Source organism: Curvibacter sp. EU05-FHT14A10 (genome assembly GCF_058791075.1).
In genome coordinates this window covers 1-16,428 of record NZ_JBYTDE010000016.1, presented here as the reverse complement: position 1 = coordinate 16,428, position 16,428 = coordinate 1, and the positions used below count along the sequence as shown (strand labels likewise).

General features: G+C 59.2%; 25 protein-coding genes. 6 read left to right on the top strand and 19 right to left on the bottom strand.

What is annotated here, in order from left to right; translation table 11 throughout:
* Positions 1–4: 4 nt before the first annotated feature.
* Both lipB and lipA read left to right on the top strand, forming a co-directional pair.
* Positions 5–673, top strand: coding sequence for a lipoyl(octanoyl) transferase LipB (gene lipB / locus AC3WUT_RS24090; RefSeq protein WP_492349599.1), 669 nt, complete (start codon positions 5–7; stop codon positions 671–673).
* Positions 674–677: 4 nt separating this feature from the next.
* On the top strand, positions 678–1,667 hold the full coding sequence (gene lipA, locus AC3WUT_RS24085; protein ID WP_492349598.1) for a lipoyl synthase: 990 nt from the start codon (positions 678–680) through the stop codon (positions 1,665–1,667).
* A gap of 58 nt (positions 1,668–1,725) precedes the next feature.
* On the opposite strand, the gene ptsP is transcribed toward lipA, so the two are convergent.
* From ptsP to AC3WUT_RS24060, 5 genes are read right to left on the bottom strand one after another with little or no spacing between them, the layout of a single operon-like run.
* Positions 1,726–3,492 carry a phosphoenolpyruvate--protein phosphotransferase gene (gene ptsP / locus AC3WUT_RS24080; RefSeq protein WP_492349597.1) on the bottom strand — a complete coding sequence of 589 codons (1,767 nt, stop codon included), beginning with the start codon at positions 3,490–3,492 and terminating at the stop codon, positions 1,726–1,728.
* Between the two features lie 49 nt (positions 3,493–3,541).
* On the bottom strand, positions 3,542–3,811 hold the full coding sequence (locus tag AC3WUT_RS24075) for an HPr family phosphocarrier protein (protein ID WP_019575656.1): 270 nt from the start codon (positions 3,809–3,811) through the stop codon (positions 3,542–3,544).
* On the bottom strand, positions 3,780–4,226 hold the full coding sequence (locus AC3WUT_RS24070) for a PTS sugar transporter subunit IIA (RefSeq protein ID WP_019575655.1): 447 nt from the start codon (positions 4,224–4,226) through the stop codon (positions 3,780–3,782). The genes AC3WUT_RS24075 and AC3WUT_RS24070 overlap by 32 nt, the downstream gene beginning before the upstream one ends.
* Positions 4,223–5,479: an MFS transporter gene (locus tag AC3WUT_RS24065; protein ID WP_492349596.1), complete on the bottom strand. Its 1,257-nt coding sequence runs from the start codon at positions 5,477–5,479 to the stop codon at positions 4,223–4,225. Before AC3WUT_RS24065 ends, AC3WUT_RS24070 begins: the two co-directional genes overlap by 4 nt.
* Before the next feature lie 7 nt (positions 5,480–5,486).
* Positions 5,487–6,023 carry a hypothetical protein gene (locus AC3WUT_RS24060; RefSeq protein WP_492349595.1) on the bottom strand — a complete coding sequence of 179 codons (537 nt, stop codon included), beginning with the start codon at positions 6,021–6,023 and terminating at the stop codon, positions 5,487–5,489.
* A gap of 91 nt (positions 6,024–6,114) precedes the next feature.
* Between AC3WUT_RS24060 and AC3WUT_RS24055 the strand changes: the two genes are divergently transcribed.
* Together AC3WUT_RS24055 and AC3WUT_RS24050 are read left to right on the top strand one after the other, a co-directional pair.
* Positions 6,115–6,855, top strand: a complete 741-nt coding sequence (locus AC3WUT_RS24055) for an alpha/beta fold hydrolase (RefSeq protein ID WP_492349594.1) — start codon at positions 6,115–6,117, stop codon at positions 6,853–6,855.
* A 284-nt stretch (positions 6,856–7,139) separates the two neighbouring features.
* Complete coding sequence (locus tag AC3WUT_RS24050; protein ID WP_492349593.1) at positions 7,140–8,141, top strand: hypothetical protein; 1,002 nt, start codon at positions 7,140–7,142, stop codon at positions 8,139–8,141.
* A 21-nt stretch (positions 8,142–8,162) separates the two neighbouring features.
* Here AC3WUT_RS24050 and AC3WUT_RS24045 read toward each other — a convergent pair whose 3' ends face one another.
* Entirely contained in the window at positions 8,163–8,870 is a 708-nt protein-coding gene (locus tag AC3WUT_RS24045) for a DUF4197 domain-containing protein (protein ID WP_492349592.1), read from the bottom strand.
* A gap of 16 nt (positions 8,871–8,886) precedes the next feature.
* Between AC3WUT_RS24045 and AC3WUT_RS24040 the strand changes: the two genes are divergently transcribed.
* Both AC3WUT_RS24040 and AC3WUT_RS24035 read left to right on the top strand, forming a co-directional pair.
* Entirely contained in the window at positions 8,887–9,387 is a 501-nt protein-coding gene (locus AC3WUT_RS24040) for a TlpA family protein disulfide reductase (RefSeq protein WP_492349706.1), read from the top strand.
* 119 nt (positions 9,388–9,506) lie between these two features.
* Positions 9,507–9,995 carry a GNAT family N-acetyltransferase gene (locus AC3WUT_RS24035; protein WP_492349591.1) on the top strand — a complete coding sequence of 163 codons (489 nt, stop codon included), beginning with the start codon at positions 9,507–9,509 and terminating at the stop codon, positions 9,993–9,995.
* 86 nt (positions 9,996–10,081) lie between these two features.
* Here AC3WUT_RS24035 and AC3WUT_RS24030 read toward each other — a convergent pair whose 3' ends face one another.
* The 13 genes from AC3WUT_RS24030 to AC3WUT_RS23970 all read right to left on the bottom strand — a co-directional run.
* Positions 10,082–10,588 carry a peroxiredoxin gene (locus AC3WUT_RS24030; RefSeq protein WP_492349590.1) on the bottom strand — a complete coding sequence of 169 codons (507 nt, stop codon included), beginning with the start codon at positions 10,586–10,588 and terminating at the stop codon, positions 10,082–10,084.
* A gap of 109 nt (positions 10,589–10,697) precedes the next feature.
* Entirely contained in the window at positions 10,698–10,967 is a 270-nt protein-coding gene (gene rpsQ / locus AC3WUT_RS24025; RefSeq protein ID WP_019575646.1) for a 30S ribosomal protein S17, read from the bottom strand.
* A 9-nt stretch (positions 10,968–10,976) separates the two neighbouring features.
* Positions 10,977–11,174, bottom strand: coding sequence for a 50S ribosomal protein L29 (rpmC, locus tag AC3WUT_RS24020; RefSeq protein WP_273925273.1), 198 nt, complete (start codon positions 11,172–11,174; stop codon positions 10,977–10,979).
* Between the two features lie 16 nt (positions 11,175–11,190).
* Positions 11,191–11,607, bottom strand: a complete 417-nt coding sequence (rplP, locus tag AC3WUT_RS24015; RefSeq protein WP_019575644.1) for a 50S ribosomal protein L16 — start codon at positions 11,605–11,607, stop codon at positions 11,191–11,193.
* Between the two features lie 2 nt (positions 11,608–11,609).
* Positions 11,610–12,494, bottom strand: a complete 885-nt coding sequence (rpsC, locus tag AC3WUT_RS24010) for a 30S ribosomal protein S3 (RefSeq protein ID WP_019575643.1) — start codon at positions 12,492–12,494, stop codon at positions 11,610–11,612.
* A gap of 16 nt (positions 12,495–12,510) precedes the next feature.
* Positions 12,511–12,840, bottom strand: coding sequence for a 50S ribosomal protein L22 (rplV, locus tag AC3WUT_RS24005; protein WP_019575642.1), 330 nt, complete (start codon positions 12,838–12,840; stop codon positions 12,511–12,513).
* Between the two features lie 9 nt (positions 12,841–12,849).
* On the bottom strand, positions 12,850–13,128 hold the full coding sequence (gene rpsS, locus AC3WUT_RS24000) for a 30S ribosomal protein S19 (RefSeq protein WP_027476201.1): 279 nt from the start codon (positions 13,126–13,128) through the stop codon (positions 12,850–12,852).
* A gap of 10 nt (positions 13,129–13,138) precedes the next feature.
* On the bottom strand, positions 13,139–13,963 hold the full coding sequence (gene rplB, locus AC3WUT_RS23995) for a 50S ribosomal protein L2 (RefSeq protein WP_492349589.1): 825 nt from the start codon (positions 13,961–13,963) through the stop codon (positions 13,139–13,141).
* Positions 13,964–13,965: 2 nt separating this feature from the next.
* Entirely contained in the window at positions 13,966–14,280 is a 315-nt protein-coding gene (gene rplW, locus AC3WUT_RS23990; RefSeq protein WP_019575639.1) for a 50S ribosomal protein L23, read from the bottom strand.
* The gene (gene rplD / locus AC3WUT_RS23985; RefSeq protein ID WP_019575638.1) at positions 14,277–14,897 is read right to left on the bottom strand and encodes a 50S ribosomal protein L4; all 621 of its coding nucleotides are present in this window, start codon (positions 14,895–14,897) and stop codon (positions 14,277–14,279) included. Before rplD ends, rplW begins: the two co-directional genes overlap by 4 nt.
* Complete coding sequence (gene rplC, locus AC3WUT_RS23980; protein WP_492349588.1) at positions 14,897–15,571, bottom strand: 50S ribosomal protein L3; 675 nt, start codon at positions 15,569–15,571, stop codon at positions 14,897–14,899. Before rplC ends, rplD begins: the two co-directional genes overlap by 1 nt.
* Positions 15,572–15,766: 195 nt before the next feature.
* Positions 15,767–16,081 carry a 30S ribosomal protein S10 gene (gene rpsJ / locus AC3WUT_RS23975; protein WP_019575636.1) on the bottom strand — a complete coding sequence of 105 codons (315 nt, stop codon included), beginning with the start codon at positions 16,079–16,081 and terminating at the stop codon, positions 15,767–15,769.
* Between the two features lie 29 nt (positions 16,082–16,110).
* A partial coding sequence (locus AC3WUT_RS23970) for an EF-Tu C-terminal domain-related protein (RefSeq protein ID WP_492349587.1) occupies positions 16,111–16,428 on the bottom strand: 318 nt, incomplete at its 5' end.

Here is a 16,428-nt window from a genome sequence, read left to right as displayed (position 1 = left end):
CCCCATGCAGCTGCGCCCCCTGGGTCAGGTACCCTACGAACCGACGCTGGAGGCCATGCGCGCCTTCACGGACGGCCGCATTGAGAGCACGCCCGATGAACTGTGGCTGTGCGAACACCCCCCTGTATTCACCCAAGGACTGGCAGGGCTGGACAGCCACCTGCTGGCCCCGGGCGACATCCCCGTGGTAGCCACCAACCGCGGGGGGCAGGTCACTTTTCACGGACCGGGCCAGGTGGTGGCCTACCCGCTGATCGACCTCAGGCGGGCGGGCTACTACGTCAAGGAGTATGTGTACCGCATCGAAGAGGCCGTGCTACGCACCTTGATCCACTTCGGTGTAACAGGGCACCGGGTTGCCGGAGCGCCGGGCATCTATGTGCGCCTGGATGACCCCTTCAGCCATGCGGCACTGAACGGCCCGATGCCCGAGCACGACCCTTTCCGGGGCCTGGGCAAGATCGCTGCGCTGGGGATCAAGGTGAGCCGCCACTGCACTTACCATGGCGTGGCACTCAATGTGGCGATGGACCTGTCGCCCTATCAACGCATCAACCCTTGTGGCTACGCGGGTCTGCAAACCGTGGACCTTTCTACAATCGGGGTTCAATCCACTTGGGAAGACGCAGCAGCGGTCCTGGGCCAGAAGCTCCAGACCTTCCTCGCGCCGTAATCAGATGAGCACCAACGAAGTCGTTCGAGAAGCACAGGGCGTAGACGCCTACAACCCGCTGGCCAAGCAGAAAGCTGCGGCCAAGCTGTCCCGCATCCCTGTCAAGGTCGAGCAGGCTGAGGTGCTGAAAAAGCCGGAATGGATCCGAGTCAAGGCAGGCTCCCCCACCACCCGGTTCTACGAGATCAAGCAGATCCTGCGCGAGAACAAACTCAACACGGTGTGCGAGGAGGCCTCCTGCCCCAACATCGGCGAGTGTTTTGGCAAGGGCACGGCCACCTTCATGATCATGGGCGACAAGTGCACACGTCGCTGCCCGTTTTGCGACGTGGGTCATGGCCGGCCAGACCCCCTGGACACCAACGAACCCGAAAACCTGGCCAAGACGATTGCCCGCCTGAAGCTCAAGTACGTGGTGATCACCAGCGTAGACCGGGACGACTTGCGCGACGGCGGAAGCGGCCACTTTGTGGAGTGCATCCGTCAGACCCGGGCTCTGTCCCCCACCACCCAGATCGAAATCCTGGTGCCCGACTTCCGCGGGCGTGATGACCGGGCGCTAGAAATCCTCAAGGCCGCCCCGCCGGACGTGATGAACCACAACCTGGAAACCGTGCCGCGCCTCTACAAAGAAGCCCGTCCAGGCTCGGATTACGCCTTCAGCCTGAACTTGCTCAAGAAGTTCAAGGCACTGCACCCCAACGTGCCGACCAAGAGCGGCCTGATGGTGGGTCTGGGCGAGACCGATGAAGAAATTCTGCAAGTGATGCGCGACATGCGCGAACACGGCATCGACATGCTCACCATCGGCCAATACCTGGCCCCCACGAACAGCCACCTGCCGGTGCGCCGCTACGTGCACCCGGACACCTTCAAAATGTTCGAGACCGAGGCTTACAAGATGGGCTTCAGCCACGCCGCTGTGGGGGCCATGGTCCGCTCCAGCTACCACGCAGACCAGCAAGCCGGGCACGTGCTCGAATCCAAGGCCTGAAACGCCAGGCCGCCCTGCCCACCCGCAATGGGCGTGGCAGCGGCGCTGGCGGCGAAAATCAGTTGGGCATCAAGCGTGACGGCTCATCGTCGTTGAGCACGGCCTGAGCCCAGCTTGCCAACTTGCGCGTATCGCTGCGCAAGATCTCTTGCTTGACCGCCAGGATCTGCGAAGGATGCATGGAGAAGCTGCGCAGGCCCAGGCCCAGCAGCAAACGCGTGGCGCTGACATCGCCCGCCATTTCACCGCACACACTCACGTCCTTGCCTTGTGCCCGGCACTCGGCAATGGTCTCGGCGACCAGCTTGAGCACCGCCGGGTGCAGGGGATCGTAGAGGTGCGCTACCGACTCGTCGGCACGGTCAATGGCCAGCGTGTACTGGATGAGGTCGTTGGTGCCGATGGACAGAAAGTCGAAGTACTTGAGGAACATGCGCACCGACAACGCGGCCGCCGGTATCTCGATCATCGCCCCCAGTTGAATCGGCCCATGAACCACCCCCAGGTTGTCGAGTTCGGCTCGGGCGTGGTCGATCTGCGCCAGGGCCTGGCGTATCTCGGAACCGTGGGCCAACATCGGAATCAGCAATTTCACCTTGCCATGCACGGCGGCCCGCAAGATGGCGCGCAACTGTGTTCGGAACATGGCGGGGTCTGCCAGGCTCCAGCGGATGGCCCGCAAACCCAACGCCGGGTTGAGGTGAGCGTCATCGCGGTGGGCATAGTCCAGGGGCTTGTCAGCCCCTACATCCACCGTGCGGATGGTGACGGGCAACCCCTGCATGCCCTCGACGGCACGCCGATAGGCTTGGTACTGCTCTTCTTCGCCGGGCAGCTTGCCCTGACGGCCCATGAACAGAAATTCGCTGCGGAACAGCCCCACCCCCAGTGCCCCGGCAGCCAGCGCGGCGGGCGCATCATCGGGCATCTCGATGTTGGCCAGCAACTCGACTTTTTCACCATCCATGGTGACGGCAGGGGTGTGCCGCAAGCGCGACAGGCGCTGACGTTCAAGCTCACCCTGGCGTTGTTTGAAACCATACTCAGCCAGAATGATGGGCGAAGGGTCGACGATCATCACACCGGCGTCGCCATCAATGATCACCCAGTCGTCCTGGCGCACCAACTGGCTGGCACTGCGGGCCCCCACCACGGCCGGGATGTCCATGCTGCGCGCGACGATGGCCGTGTGAGAGGTCTTGCCCCCCACATCGGTGACGAAACCCGCGAACACGCTTTGTTTGAACTGCAGCATGTCCGCCGGCGACAGGTCATGGGCCACCAGCACCAGCGGCACGTCGACGGTGTCGTCGAGCAGCAGTTCCTGCTGATTGCGACGCGGCGAGGGCGGGGGCGGCGAGACCGGTGACGCGGCCCCTTTCATGTGCCGCAAGATGCGCTCGGCCACCTGCTCCAGGTCGGCCTTGCGTTCGCGCAGGTACTCGTCCTCCATCTCATCAAACTGGCGGCCGATCACTTCAAGCTGGGTGGTCAAGGCCCACTCGGCGTTGTACAGGCGCTCGGTCACCCAGTGTTTCACACCCGAGGTCAAGGCCTCGTCCTGGAGCAACATGAGGTGCACGTCCAGCAAGGCCGTCAGTTCTTGCGGCGCATCGTTGGGCCCCATCTGGGACAGGCCTTGTTGCAGTCGCTGCAACTCATCCACCACCGCGTTGCGGGCGACGCGGATGCGGTCGATTTCTTCAGGTATGCGCGACGCATCGATGAAGTAGTGAGCCACATCGATGCGGCTGGATGCCACCAGCACCGCCCGCCCGATGGCAATGCCCCGGGCCACAGCCAGACCATGGACGGTGAATGTCATGGATGTCTCCGTTGCAGGGAAAGTGAGTCCGGGAGATGCCCCGGGCAGCTCACTCGCCTTCCCCGAATTTGTCGGCCATCAACGCCAACAAGGCGTCCATGGCTTCTTGCTCTCGCGGCCCCTCGGTTTCGAGGCTGACCGTGCTGCCCAGACCGGCTGCCAGCATCATCACACCCATGATGCTCTTGGCATTGACGCGGCGCTCACCTTTGGAAATCCAGACTTCGCAGGGGAAACTGCCTGCGAGCTTGGTGAGCTTGGCCGAGGCCCGCGCATGCAGGCCGAGCTTATTGCTGATGGTCGTGGTGGATTTGATCATTTCTTCTCCTTGCCTGGTTCTGGGGCGCCGTGATGGCCACCTGCAGGACGCCCTGCGTGCCACCCACCACGGCCCGGGACACCAGGGCATCCAGGGATTCATGCCGATACGTCACCGTGCGCAGCAGCATGGGTAAATTGACACCGGCCACAAGCCGGGAATGCACGCCATCCACCAGCCGCTGGGCCACGTTACAAGGCGTGGCACCGAACACGTCCGTCAGCACCAGCGTGTCACGGGCTGAAAGCTCAGTCATCGCGATGCGCGCAGTAGCCAAGGTCTCTTCCGGAGAGATGTTGGGCTGCACGTCGACGGCGACGATGTCACGCTCGCAGTCTGGAAACACGTGCAGCGCACATTGACGCAAGGCATGGGCCAAGGGCGCGTGGGCGATGATCAGAATACTGTTGCTCATGGGGAATTTGGTTGCCGTGCATTATGGCTTTTCAGGGCCAGGAAGTAGCCGTAACTCAGGACACTGAGGGACAGGAATACCCCCATGGCAGCACGAAATGCATCGACTGATGAAAAGCCCAGCGAGGAGAACAGGTCCACCCCCAGGCCAATCCCCCATTGCAAGACAAAGACGCCGGCAAAGACCACCAGGTTGTAGGCGGACAGCGCACGCCCCGCCAATGCCGGTGCAAACGCCAAAGCCACGGCCGGCTGGGCCAACGAAATCACAGTTGAAGTGACGCAGAACAAAGCCCAGGCCGCAGCCCCGGCACGCTCACCCGCCAACAGAATGCCCGACAAGGTCAGCAGGCTGGCCGGCAGTCCAAAGGTGATGAGCCGGTCTACCGAAACGCCCCTTGAAAACAGCCAGGGGGTCAACATGCCCCAAGACCAGAAGGTGCAGAGCATGCACAGATTGATCGCAAACAAGCCCGTGGCGGCCTCGGCCGCACTGTAGCCAGCCACTTTCACCATCCAGGGGCCCGCCCACAGCGTCTGAATGGCCACCATGCCGCCGTAACTGAAGAAGCCGATGGGGGTCATTCTTCTGAAATAAGGATCTGACCAAACGGCTGCGTAGCCCTTCGGCATGACAGGCGGCTGAGCCCCCACCTCAACCGGCCTGACGAGCTGGCCTGAGTGCCAATGAGGAACCAGCCAAGCGATCAAGACCATGCCCAGAGCGGTCAATGCGGCGAGGCCCCAGAACAGAGGCCGCCAACCGATTTGCGGCAGCAACCACTGAACAGGCAAGGTGGAGGCCACCATGCCAAATGATCCCGTCATCAGCATCCACGAGTTAGCCCGCAACTGGGTTTGAGGCGCCATCCAGCGCCGAAAGCCCGTCAGCGGTGCCATCAGGCAGGCGCTGACACCCACGCCACACAACACACGGGCGGCCATCAAGCCCGTGAAGCTGGTCGCCATGGAGAAGGCCAGACAACCCAATACGGCCAGGGAAAGAAAGCACAAGATGACCTTGCGTGGTCCATGCCGATCAAGCCAGGCACCCAGGGGAAGCTGGGTCACGGAGAAGCCCAGAAAGTAGCCACCGGCAAGCAGCCCCAGATCACGCGCCTGCAAAGCCAGTTCCTGGGTGAGCACCGGCGACAAAGTGGCCGTGACCGCCCGGATGAGTGCCGAGAAAAAATACGCAAATGCGAATGCCAGGAAGATGGCGATCAAGCGACCGCGCTTGAGTGCTGTGTTCAAGAGCACCTCACTCGAAATGCAGTCCGGCCAGAAGCGTCTCCGCACCTTCCGCCTCAGACGCTGGCGCATAGACCCCCGCCTGGTAAAGATAGGCCCCGCCCGACGAGACCCGGGCAAACCAGGCCAGATCAACCTCCAGTGCGGCCCCATCGGGCGTTTGCCCTCGCACATGCACCCTTGTTGACTGTGGTACCTCCAAGGCGCCCCGGGGCACAAACGAACGGCTTGCTGCGGCAGCGTCGGATCGCAGATGCGCCAGCGTGATTTGCCTCCAATGGGCCAAGCCCTCGCCGACAGACATGTTCTGGGGTAGCGCCATAGACGCAATGGTCCACATCGCCCCCCGCGCCTCACAGCCGACGAGTTTCATGTCAACGGCTTGTTCGGCCCACGGCACTTGCCGAGCGGCTCGCTCTGGCTTGCAAGGCAGCGCTGCCTGCAGCGACAGGTCGTCGATGCGCACACTGCGCCAATTGAGGGCCGGGCTGCAGGCCAGCAACGACATCAACACGCCCAAGGGCCAAATCGACTTCAGTGAACTCATGTCATCATTATCAGCCGCACCACCAGCTTGGTGCACTGCTCAGCAAAGCAGTGTTTGCAACGCACTCTTTTGACGCTCAGGAGATCGACCCATGGCCCACTTCTTACTTGTTCACGGCGCCTGGCATGGCGCCTGGTGCTGGCAGCACGTGACGCAAGCCCTCATTCGCGATGGGCACAGGGCGCACGCAGTCACCTTGACGGGCCTGGGGGAACGCGCACATCTGATGTCACCCGCCATCACCCTGGAGACCCACATCAGCGACGTGGTGAACGCCATGGAGTCCGAGGAATTGCATGACGTGGTGTTGGTCGTGCACTCCTATGCGGGCATGCTTGGAACGGCGGTGGCAGATCGCCTGCCGCACCGACTCAAACACCTGGTGTACGTCGATGCGGTGGTGCCCAAAGTGGGCGAAAGCTGGAGTTCGACCCACGCCAGCGCCACGCGACAGGCCAGACTGGTCGCTGCGCAGAGCCATCCAGATTACAGTTTTCCGGCACCCGATCCGGCGATTTTCGGCTTGGCAGATGCTGACTATCAGTGGGTCAAGCGGCGCCAGACACCCCATCCCGGGCACACCTACGAAGCACCGTTGCAATTCGATGCGAAACGAGTGGCTCAAACGCCGAGAACCTTCATCAACTGCACTCGCCCCACACTGGCCACGATCGATGTGATTCGTACCCGTGTGCAAGATCCTCGCTTTTGGGATGGCGCCTGGCTGCCTGGATCACGACGTGTCGACATGGCCACGGGTCACGACCCGATGATCAGTGCACCCGAGGAGTTGACGGCAGTGCTGCAGGAATGTGCTGTTTCAAGCGCTTGACGTGCAGATTGCCAAATGGCACAAACCCAACGATCAGAATCGGTGTTACCGTTCACTTGATCGGTGAAGGATACGCCCGATGATGGAAGCGCTTGTCCTTGAAACCTGCGGCCAGACACCCTTGATCGATGCCGTCCTTTCCTGGCCGACCCAACCGCTCGTTTTCAATGGAACCCGTCAAAAGCAGCCCCCCCCAAGCCAACGCAGGAGCCACGCCACCGCCACGGCCAGAGTACCTGCTGGCAGGCTCCATCGGTGCGGAGCTGTCTGGCCCTTTGCTTGAAATGGAGCACATCGTCCAGCAATTGCTTACGACGGGTAAATTGTCTCGACCGCAAGTCAATGCGTTGATGAGCTCGTTGGGCACGGCCAGGCGCATTGCAGCTCAGAGTCAATTGTTGGACCACCTGGCACACAGTCCGATCAGGCAATCCCACGAGCATGTGGCACTCGACGCCCGATTGCGCCAGGCACTGGCCGACAACGCAGGCATGCTGCAAAGCCGGGCGGTCGATCTGGTGCATCGATTGCAGGCCGTGGAGGTGATTCTGGACCCCAGCCTTCTCGAAACTGTGTTGCACGCAGCGCTTTCATGGATGGCGCGCCCCGGCTACAGACTGAACATCACGCTTGAAATGCAGAGCATGCCCGAACATGCACTTTTGAGCTTCAAAGCCCGCCCCACGGTGTCGGACTCGAACCCTGAGCATACCCATGCGCCCGCGCCTTATCGTCTGAGCTGGTGGCTTCTGGTGGAGTCGGCGTCCCTGGCTCAGATTCCAATTCAACACACCGAGTCGGCGCAGAGCCTCAGCTTGGTCCTGGAGTTCAGGCGCACGGTGAAACAATTGGAAAAGGCCAACCCCGTGGACCTGAGCAGCGGCATGGACTCCTGGGCCAGCAGCCATTCCAGACTCCCGGCGGGTCAACGCATTCTCCTGGTCACCGCAGACGCCGGTCTGGTGGACGTCATGACCCCCTTGTGCCGCTCCGGCCAAGTCATCCTCGAGAGCGTCAGCTCACCAGAACAAGCCAAGGCTCGCTGTGAAGCCGAGCGCCCGCAAATGCTGATATTCGACCAACGCTTGAACGGTGTGGGCCTTGAAAGCATCCGGCGACAGCTGCTAGCAGCAGACCCGCAGATGCCGGTACTTGAGGTGACGGATGATCAGCACTCCCTCACGATGACCAGTTGGGCTGACGATGCGATTGAACGCATCAACAGGGACAACCTCACCAACAAGCTGCCTTCTGTACTTGCCAGGTTGCTCAGCAAGAACACATGACACGCCGCCCTGCGTCATCAGTCAGGGTTTGAGCGCACCCAGGGCCTTTTCGATCACGGCGCTGCCTGCTGCCAAGGGATTGCTGCGAAACTCCCGCTCCTTCTCACCAATCACCAAATACAGACCATCCAGCGCTCTTGCGGTGACATAGGTGTCAAGCTGGGCATCCTCCTGCTTCAGCAAGCCAACGCTGGCAGCCTTGCTTGCCACTTGCTTGTATTTCTCTGCGACCCCGACCCTGGCTGTCACCTTGCTCACGTCAGGTAAAAAGCGCTGACTGAGGGGCTCACGGGTCTTGCTTTCAAAAAACTGGGTGACCGAATTGTCGCCGCCACTCAAAATGCTTTTGGCGTCCTGGATGGACAGCGACTGTATGGTGTCGTGCAACAGGCTTTTGGCAAGTGGGATGGCCTGTTCGGCCGCGCGATTCATGGCCGTGACCAGTTCATCAAGTTGGCGGCCTTGGCCAAATCGGCGCAGCATGCCAGCAACCTCATCCAAAGGTTTTGGCAAACCAATTCGAACTTTCGGGTTGCCCATGAATCCATCCTCTTGCCCGAGCAAACTGATGGCAGCACTGGCCCCCTTCTCCAAGGTCGCCTTCAGGCCAGCCGTAGCATCCGCATTGCTCAGCCCCGAGAGATTGATGGCCTGCGCCAAATCCGAGACGCCGGCAAGTGCCAAGACAAGCATGGCTGACGCGTTGGAATTAAACTGTCGACGATGCATGGAGTTCATCCTTAATATGAAAAAGGCTATTCTTGTGACGGCTGGCGCCTTCGCTTTGGCGTTGGCCATCGGCGCTACTTGGTGGAGTGCCAAGCCCGTTCAAGCACCCGAATCCACTTTTGTTCTGCTGGATGGTAGTAGCAAGAGTTCGTCGTCCCTCAAGGGACAGGTCACTCTCGTGAACTTTTGGGCAACCAGTTGCACCACGTGTGTCGCGGAGATGCCCAAGGTGATTGCGACGTACCAGAAATACCATCCTCAAGGCTTCAACACGATGGCCGTGGCCATGAGTTATGACCCGCCAGCCTATGTGGTGAATTTTGCGCAAACACGGCAACTACCCTTTCAAGTAGCCATCGATAACACCGGCTCCATCGCCAAAGCCTGGGGCGATGTGCAACTGACGCCCACCACTTATCTGGTCAACAAACAGGGGCAGATCGTCAAGCGCTACATCGGTGAGCCAGATTTCAATGAGCTTCAACAGCTGATCGAAAAGTTGTTGATCGAGGCCTGAAAACGCGTTTCTGACACCTTATCGCCCGCACAGGCCACTCGCAAGTGTGCGGGACACCGAAGACCGCGTCGGTCCTCCAAGTCATAATGCATGCAACAAAGCTTGTTGATGCGCCGTCCGTGAATCGTCCCGATATCCAGATCATCGTCTGCGAAACTCCACAGCAAATCGAGTGCGCTCGTGACATCTTTCGCGAGTATGCGGCGAGCCTGGCTGTAGATCTTTGCTTTCAGAATTTCGAGCAAGAGCTGCTGAACCTTCCGGGTGAGTACGCAGCACCTCGTGGCACGCTTCTACTGGCCTTGGTAGAAGGCTCGATCGCTGGTTGCTGTGCGCTTCGCCCGCTGGATGCAGCAGACTACCCTAACGCAGCAGAGATGAAGCGTTTGTACGTTCGCAAGGCATTTCGCAGATTCGGTCTCGGACGAATGTTGGCAGAGTCCATCATGGACAGCGCCCGCCAACTTGCTTACGCCTGTGTCTTGTTGGACACTCTGGATGACATGGAGTCCGCCAGGGCGCTCTACGCAGAGCTCGGTTTCATCGAAATCCCACCGTACTATCACAACCCTATTGCCGGGTCTCACTATCTCAAGGCAGATCTTTGAGGCATCTTGAGAGAAAAAAGGCGCCTACCTTTCGATAGGCGCCTTTTTCATTGCGGACTTGGTGGGTCGCAACGCTTTGAAATCTATCAGTTTTTGGCCTGACCGAGCAGGGTCTGCGCATCGCTGACTTCGAATTTTCCAGGTGCTTCAATGTTCAAAGTCTGGACCTTTCCATCCTTGACCAGCATCGAATAGCGATTGCTACGAAGCCCCATGCCGCGGCCGGTCAAGTCCAATGTCAAGCCAGTGGCCTTGGCGAAGTCGGCGCTGCCATCGGCGAGCATGCGAACTTTGCCGGCCACCTTCTGATCGCGCGCCCATGCGCCCATGACGAATGCATCGTTGACGCTGAGGCACCAAATTTCATCGACACCTGCCGCCTTGAAATCATCTGCCAATTCCACGTAACCGGGAACATGTTTGGCCGAGCAGGTCGGCGTAAAGGCACCAGGAAGTGCAAACAGGGCAATGGTCTTGCCCGAAACGGCGTTCGCAACGTCCACCGGATTCGGACCGATGCTGCAGCCTTCTCCTTCGACTTCCGAGTACTCCATCAATGTGGTGGACGGCAGGGTATCGCCAACTTTGATCATGCTTGCTCCTTAAGCGCTGGGGGGAGGCCATGAAAACACGGCCCAAAAAGAAAAACGACCCACATTGTGGGTCGTTTCTCAAACTCTCACCGTCAAAGTCAAATAAGACTTAAACGATGCCAGCCTTTTCAACCAGACGGGTAGCAACCCAGTTCTTGGTCTTGGAGATGGGGCGGCTTTCAGTGATCTCAATCACGTCACCCAGTTGATAAGTACCAGCTTCATCATGAGCGTGGTACTTGCTCGACTTGCCCACGATCTTGCCGTAGAGCTCGTGCTTCACACGACGCTCAACCAGCACAGTCACGGTCTTGGCACGCTTTGCGCTGACAACCTTGCCGATCAAGGTGCGCTTGAGGGATTTTTTAGCTTCCGTCATGTTGGCTCCTTACTTGGCGGCTTGCTTTTCAGCAAGAATGGTCTTGGCACGAGCAATGTCACGACGGGTCGTGCGCAGAGTCGACGTGTTGTTCAGTTGTTGCGTGGCTTTTTGCATACGCAGACCGAAGTGGGCCTTTTGCAAGGACTTCACTTCAGCTTCGAGGCCGGCAACGTCTTTTTGGCGCAGTTCAGCAGCTTTCGTCATTTCGATTTCTCCTGAATTACTGGCCGAGCATGCGTGCCACGAACGTGGTGCGCAAGGGCAGCTTTGCAGCGGCCAGACGGAACGCTTCGCGAGCGAGCTCTTCGGGCACGCCAACGATTTCGTACAGCACCTTGCCGGGCTGGATTTCAGCCACGTAGTACTCCGGGTTACCCTTACCGTTACCCATACGCACTTCAGCAGGCTTTTGGGAGATTGGTTTGTCGGGGAACACGCGGATCCAGATGCGGCCACCACGCTTCACGTGACGGGAGATTGCACGACGTGCAGCCTCGATCTGGCGGGCCGTCAAACGGCCACGGTCCGTGGATTTCAGGCCGAAGTCACCGAAAGCCACCGAGTTACCTCGGGTGGCAATACCGGTGTTGCGACCCTTTTGCTCCTTGCGATATTTGCGGCGAGCAGGTTGCAGCATAGTTATTCTCCTTTACCGTCCGCTGCTGTAGCGGGCGCGGTGACCTTGCGGACGCGCTTAACGGCAGATTTAGCATCAGCACCACCGGCTTCAGCAGGCTTGTCGCTGCCGTCGGCTGGGGCAGTATTGCCACCGACCGGACGACGGGGACCACGGCGATCAGCACCGGGACGGTCGCCTGGGCGGCCATCACGACGCGGGCCACGGGGGCGACGCTCTTCTTCAGCACGGGGCTCAGTCACGGCGGGCAGATCATTGCGACCCAGCGTGTCACCCTTGTACACCCACACCTTGACGCCAATGACGCCGTAGGTGGTCTTGGCTTCAGAGAAGCCGTAATCGATGTCCGCACGCAGGGTGTGAAGAGGCACGCGACCTTCGCGGTACCACTCGCAACGAGCGATTTCGATACCATTCAGACGACCCGAAGACATGATCTTGATGCCCAAAGCACCCAGACGCATGGCATTTTGCATGGCACGCTTCATGGCACGACGGAACATGATGCGCTTTTCGAGCTGCTGGGTGATCGAGTCAGCGATCAGCTTGGCATCGATTTCAGGCTTGCGCACTTCTTCGATGTTCACAGCAACCGGCACGCCCAGACGAGTTGCGAGTTCCTTCTTGAGGTTCTCGATGTCTTCGCCCTTCTTGCCGATCACAACACCCGGACGAGCCGAGAAGATCGTGATGCGGGCATTCTTGGCAGGACGCTCGATCAGGATGCGCGACACGGCGGCATTCTTCAGCTTGGCCTTCAGGTACTCGCGAACCTTGATGTCTTCAGCCAGCATGCCAGCGAAGTCACGGTTGCTCGCGTACCAGCGGCTGGCCCAGTTACGGCTGACCGCCAAGCGGAAGCCAGTAGGATGGATTTTCTGTCCCATATTTCTGACCAGCCTTTCAGTTGCCAACCGTCACGTACACATGGCACGTGGGCTTGCTGATGCGGTTGCCACGACCCTTGGCGCGAGCAGTGAAACGCTTCAGCGTGGCACCTTGCTCAACGTAGATCGTCTTGACGCGGAGTTCGTCAATGTCGGCGCCGTCATTGTGTTCGGCGTTGGCGATGGCAGATTCAAGAACCTTCTTGACAATGCCAGCGGCCTTCTTTTGCGTGAACGTCAGGATGTTCAGAGCCTGATCCACCTTCTTGCCGCGGATCAGGTCGGCCACCAGACGGCCTTTATCGACCGACAGACGAACGCCCCGGAGGACTGCACGTGTTTCCATGGTCATTCCTTATTTCTTCTGGACTTTTTTGTCCGCGGGGTGACCCTTGAAGGTGCGCGTCAGGGCGAATTCGCCCAGCTTGTGGCCCACCATCTGGTCGGTAACGTACACGGGCACGTGTTGCTTGCCGTTGTGCACAGCAATGGTCAAGCCGATGAACTCGGGCAGAACCATGGAACGACGCGACCAGGTCTTGATTGGCTTCTTGTCCTTGGTAGCAACGGCCTTTTCAACCTTTGCAACCAGGTGATGGTCAACAAACGGACCCTTTTTAAGAGAGCGAGTCATTTGTTACCCCTTACTTTTTACGGCGCGACACGATCATGACCTGAGTGCGCTTGTTGTTACGGGTACGGTAACCCTTGGTCAGATTGCCCCAAGGATCGACAGCATGACGGCCTTCGCCGGTACGACCTTCACCACCACCGTGCGGGTGATCGATCGGGTTCATAGCCACACCGCGAACGGTCGGGCGAATACCCATCCAACGCTTCACACCGGCCTTGCCCAATTGGCGCAGGCTGTGTTCTTCGTTGGCGACTTCGCCGATGGTGGCACGGCATTCGATGTGAATCTTGCGAACTTCACCCGAGCGCAGGCGAACCTGAGCGTACACGCCTTCACGGGCCAGCAGGGTGGCAGACGAGCCAGCCGAGCGAGCGATCTGCGCACCCTTGCCGGGTTGCAGTTCAATGGCGTGAATGGTCGAACCCACGGGGATGTTGCGGATCGGCAGCGTATTGCCAGCACGGATCGGGGCTTCCGAACCGCTCAGCAGAGTTGCACCAGCTTCAACGCCACGGGGAGCGATGATGTAACGACGCTCACCGTCGGCGTAGCACACCAGAGCGATGTGGGCCGTGCGGTTCGGATCGTATTCAACGCGCTCAACCTTGGCAGGAATGCCATCCTTGTTGCGCAGGAAGTCGACAACACGGTAATGGTGCTTGTGACCGCCGCCCTTGTGACGGGTGGTGATGTGACCATTGTTGTTGCGACCAGCCTTCTGGAATTGAGGTTCCAGCAAAGCAGCGTGCGGAGCACCCTTGTACAGGTGATCACGCGTCACCTTCACCACGGCACGTTGGCCAGGCGAGGTGGGTTTCATCTTGATGACAGCCATGATTACGCAGCCTCCCCAGAGAGGTTGAGCTCTTGACCGGGCTTCAGGGTCACATAAGCCTTGCGAACATTGTCGCGACGGCCGATGGACTTGCCAAAACGCTTGGTCTTGCCTTTGGTGTTCACCACAGACACGCCCTTGACCTCAACCTTGAACATCAATTCCACAGCGGCCTTGATTTCGGGCTTGGTAGCGTCCTGCAGCACTTTGAACGTCACAGCATTGGATTTCTCTGCAACCAGGGTGGCCTTTTCGGACACGATGGGAGCGACGAGAACTTGCATCAGACGGCCTTCGTCAAACTTCACGGTGCTCATGCGAACATCTCCTTGAGTTTGTCGATTGCGCCCTTGGTGACGAGCACTTTCTTGTAATGAACCAGCGACAGCGGATCAGCGTAACGGGCTTCAACGACGAGCACGTTCGGCAGATTGCGCGAAGCGAGGTACAGGTTTTCGTCAACTTCGTCGGCAATCACCATCACCGATTCAAGGTTCATCGCCTTGAACTTGGCAGCGAGCAGCTTGGTCTTCGGAGCGTCCACCTTCAGGGTGTCCACCACGGCCAGACGGCCTTCACGCACCAGTTGCGAGAAGATCGAAGCCATACCAGCGCGGTACATCTTCTTGTTGATCTTCTGGCTGAAGTTTTCGTTCGGCAGGTTCGGGAAAATCCGACCGCCCCCACGCCACAGAGGCGAGGAAGTCATACCAGCACGAGCGCGACCAGTACCCTTTTGCTTAAAAGGCTTCTTGGTCGAGTGCTTGACCTGCTCACGATCCTTCTGGGCACGGGTGCCTTGACGGGCGTTAGCTTGGTAAGCCACAACGATCTGGTGAACCAGGTCTTCGTTGTAGTCACGGCCGAACACGGTTTCAGGAGCTTCGTACTTCGAAGCAGCCTGGCCTTGGTCATTCAGGAGTTCGAGCTGCATCAGTTCGCCCCTTTGGAAGCTTTGGCCTTGATCGCCGGACGCACCGTCACGAAGCCACCCTTGGAGCCCGGAACAGCGCCCTTGATCAAGAGCAGTTGGCGTGCTTCGTCAATGCGAATCACGTCGAGATTTTGAGTGGTAACCAGATCGACGCCGAGGTGACCCGACATGCGCTTGCCCGGGAACACACGACCCGGATCTTGCGCCATCGAAATGGAGCCCGGAACGTTGTGCGAACGGCTGTTACCGTGGGATGCGCGCTGCGAACCGAAGTGGTGACGCTTGATGGTGCCGGCGAAGCCCTTACCAATGGTCGTGCCTTGCACGTCCACCTTCTGGCCCACAGCAAACACAGCAGTCACAGGCACGGCAGCACCAGCTTGATACTGAGCAGCAGTATCAGCGGTCACGCGGAATTCCTGGATGATTTCACCGGCTTCAACACCTGCCTTGGCAAGGTGACCGGCAACGGGCTTGGTCACGCGCGATGCTTTGCGCGAGCCGAACGTCACTTGCAGGGCGACGTAGCCGTCTTTCTCTTGGGATTTGACCTGGGTCACGCGGTTGTTGGACACATCCACCACCGTGACAGGGATTGCATCCCCATCATCGGTGAACAGACGCATCATGCCCACCTTGCGACCCAGCAACCCGAGGGAGTTGCTCAGACTCATGTAGTTCTCCAAAACTTCCACCGCCACGACTTCAATTGGCCGCGACGCTTGTGTGTGAAAGAGAGTTGATAAATTCTCGACTACAAATGCAGCCGAGCCCAAAAGTATAACGCGAACTTGTCCATAGGACAAGTCCGCATTATTTGATCAGCTATCCACCCGCATCACTGCAGGCAGATACCGGTACAGCTGGATTTATTGCAGCTTGATTTCAACGTCGACGCCAGCCGGCAGGTCGAGCTTCATCAGAGCGTCAACCGTCTTGTCCGTCGGGTCCACGATGTCCATCAGACGTTGGTGGGTACGGATTTCGAACTGGTCACGGCTGGTCTTGTTGACGTGCGGCGAACGCAGGATGTCGAAGCGCTTCATGCGGGTCGGCAGGGGCACGGGACCCTTGACGATCGCGCCGGTGCGCTTGGCAGTATCAACGATTTCAGCGGCCGATTGGTCGATCAACTTGTAATCGAAAGCCTTCAGACGGATGCGGATCTTTTGCTTGGTAGACATGGTAATTCTCCTTATTTTCTTATCAAGAATTACTCGATGATGGTCGCAACCACGCCGGCGCCCACAGTCTTGCCACCTTCACGGATGGCGAAACGCAGACCTTCTTCCATGGCGATGGGGTTGATCAGCTTCACAGTGATCGACACGTTGTCGCCAGGCATGACCATTTCCTTGTCCTTCGGCAGTTCGATGGCACCCGTCACGTCGGTCGTGCGGAAGTAGAACTGAGGACGGTAGTTGTTGAAGAACGGAGTGTGACGGCCGCCTTCGTCCTTCGACAGAACGTAGATTTCTGCGGTGAAGTGGGTGTGCGGCTTGACGCTGCCCGGCTTGCACAGCACTTGGCC

Excerpts from the sequence above, each read along its gene's own strand:
- rplB (WP_492349589.1), bottom strand. The coding sequence starts at position 13,963 with ATGGCTGTCATCAAGATGAAACCCACCTCGCCTGGCCAACGTGCCGTG.
- AC3WUT_RS24030 (WP_492349590.1), bottom strand. The coding sequence starts at position 10,588 with ATGATCAAAGTTGGCGATACCCTGCCGTCCACCACATTGATGGAGTAC.
- AC3WUT_RS24075 (WP_019575656.1), bottom strand. The coding sequence starts at position 3,811 with ATGATCAAATCCACCACGACCATCAGCAATAAGCTCGGCCTGCATGCG.
- rpsS (WP_027476201.1), bottom strand. The coding sequence starts at position 13,128 with ATGACTCGCTCTCTTAAAAAGGGTCCGTTTGTTGACCATCACCTGGTT.
- AC3WUT_RS24040 (WP_492349706.1), top strand. The coding sequence starts at position 8,887 with ATGAAAAAGGCTATTCTTGTGACGGCTGGCGCCTTCGCTTTGGCGTTG.
- rplW (WP_019575639.1), bottom strand. The coding sequence starts at position 14,280 with ATGAGCACCGTGAAGTTTGACGAAGGCCGTCTGATGCAAGTTCTCGTC.
- rplV (WP_019575642.1), bottom strand. The coding sequence starts at position 12,840 with ATGGAAACACGTGCAGTCCTCCGGGGCGTTCGTCTGTCGGTCGATAAA.
- AC3WUT_RS24055 (WP_492349594.1), top strand. The coding sequence starts at position 6,115 with ATGGCCCACTTCTTACTTGTTCACGGCGCCTGGCATGGCGCCTGGTGC.
- lipB (WP_492349599.1), top strand. The coding sequence starts at position 5 with ATGCAGCTGCGCCCCCTGGGTCAGGTACCCTACGAACCGACGCTGGAG.
- rpsC (WP_019575643.1), bottom strand. The coding sequence starts at position 12,494 with ATGGGACAGAAAATCCATCCTACTGGCTTCCGCTTGGCGGTCAGCCGT.
- rplD (WP_019575638.1), bottom strand. The coding sequence starts at position 14,897 with ATGCAGCTCGAACTCCTGAATGACCAAGGCCAGGCTGCTTCGAAGTAC.
- AC3WUT_RS24050 (WP_492349593.1), top strand. The coding sequence starts at position 7,140 with ATGGAGCACATCGTCCAGCAATTGCTTACGACGGGTAAATTGTCTCGA.
- rpsJ (WP_019575636.1), bottom strand. The coding sequence starts at position 16,081 with ATGTCTACCAAGCAAAAGATCCGCATCCGTCTGAAGGCTTTCGATTAC.
- AC3WUT_RS24045 (WP_492349592.1), bottom strand. The coding sequence starts at position 8,870 with ATGCATCGTCGACAGTTTAATTCCAACGCGTCAGCCATGCTTGTCTTG.
- AC3WUT_RS24060 (WP_492349595.1), bottom strand. The coding sequence starts at position 6,023 with ATGAGTTCACTGAAGTCGATTTGGCCCTTGGGCGTGTTGATGTCGTTG.
- rpmC (WP_273925273.1), bottom strand. The coding sequence starts at position 11,174 with ATGACGAAAGCTGCTGAACTGCGCCAAAAAGACGTTGCCGGCCTCGAA.
- rpsQ (WP_019575646.1), bottom strand. The coding sequence starts at position 10,967 with ATGACGGAAGCTAAAAAATCCCTCAAGCGCACCTTGATCGGCAAGGTT.
- AC3WUT_RS24070 (WP_019575655.1), bottom strand. The coding sequence starts at position 4,226 with ATGAGCAACAGTATTCTGATCATCGCCCACGCGCCCTTGGCCCATGCC.
- ptsP (WP_492349597.1), bottom strand. The coding sequence starts at position 3,492 with ATGACATTCACCGTCCATGGTCTGGCTGTGGCCCGGGGCATTGCCATC.
- rplP (WP_019575644.1), bottom strand. The coding sequence starts at position 11,607 with ATGCTGCAACCTGCTCGCCGCAAATATCGCAAGGAGCAAAAGGGTCGC.
- rplC (WP_492349588.1), bottom strand. The coding sequence starts at position 15,571 with ATGAGTCTGAGCAACTCCCTCGGGTTGCTGGGTCGCAAGGTGGGCATG.
- lipA (WP_492349598.1), top strand. The coding sequence starts at position 678 with ATGAGCACCAACGAAGTCGTTCGAGAAGCACAGGGCGTAGACGCCTAC.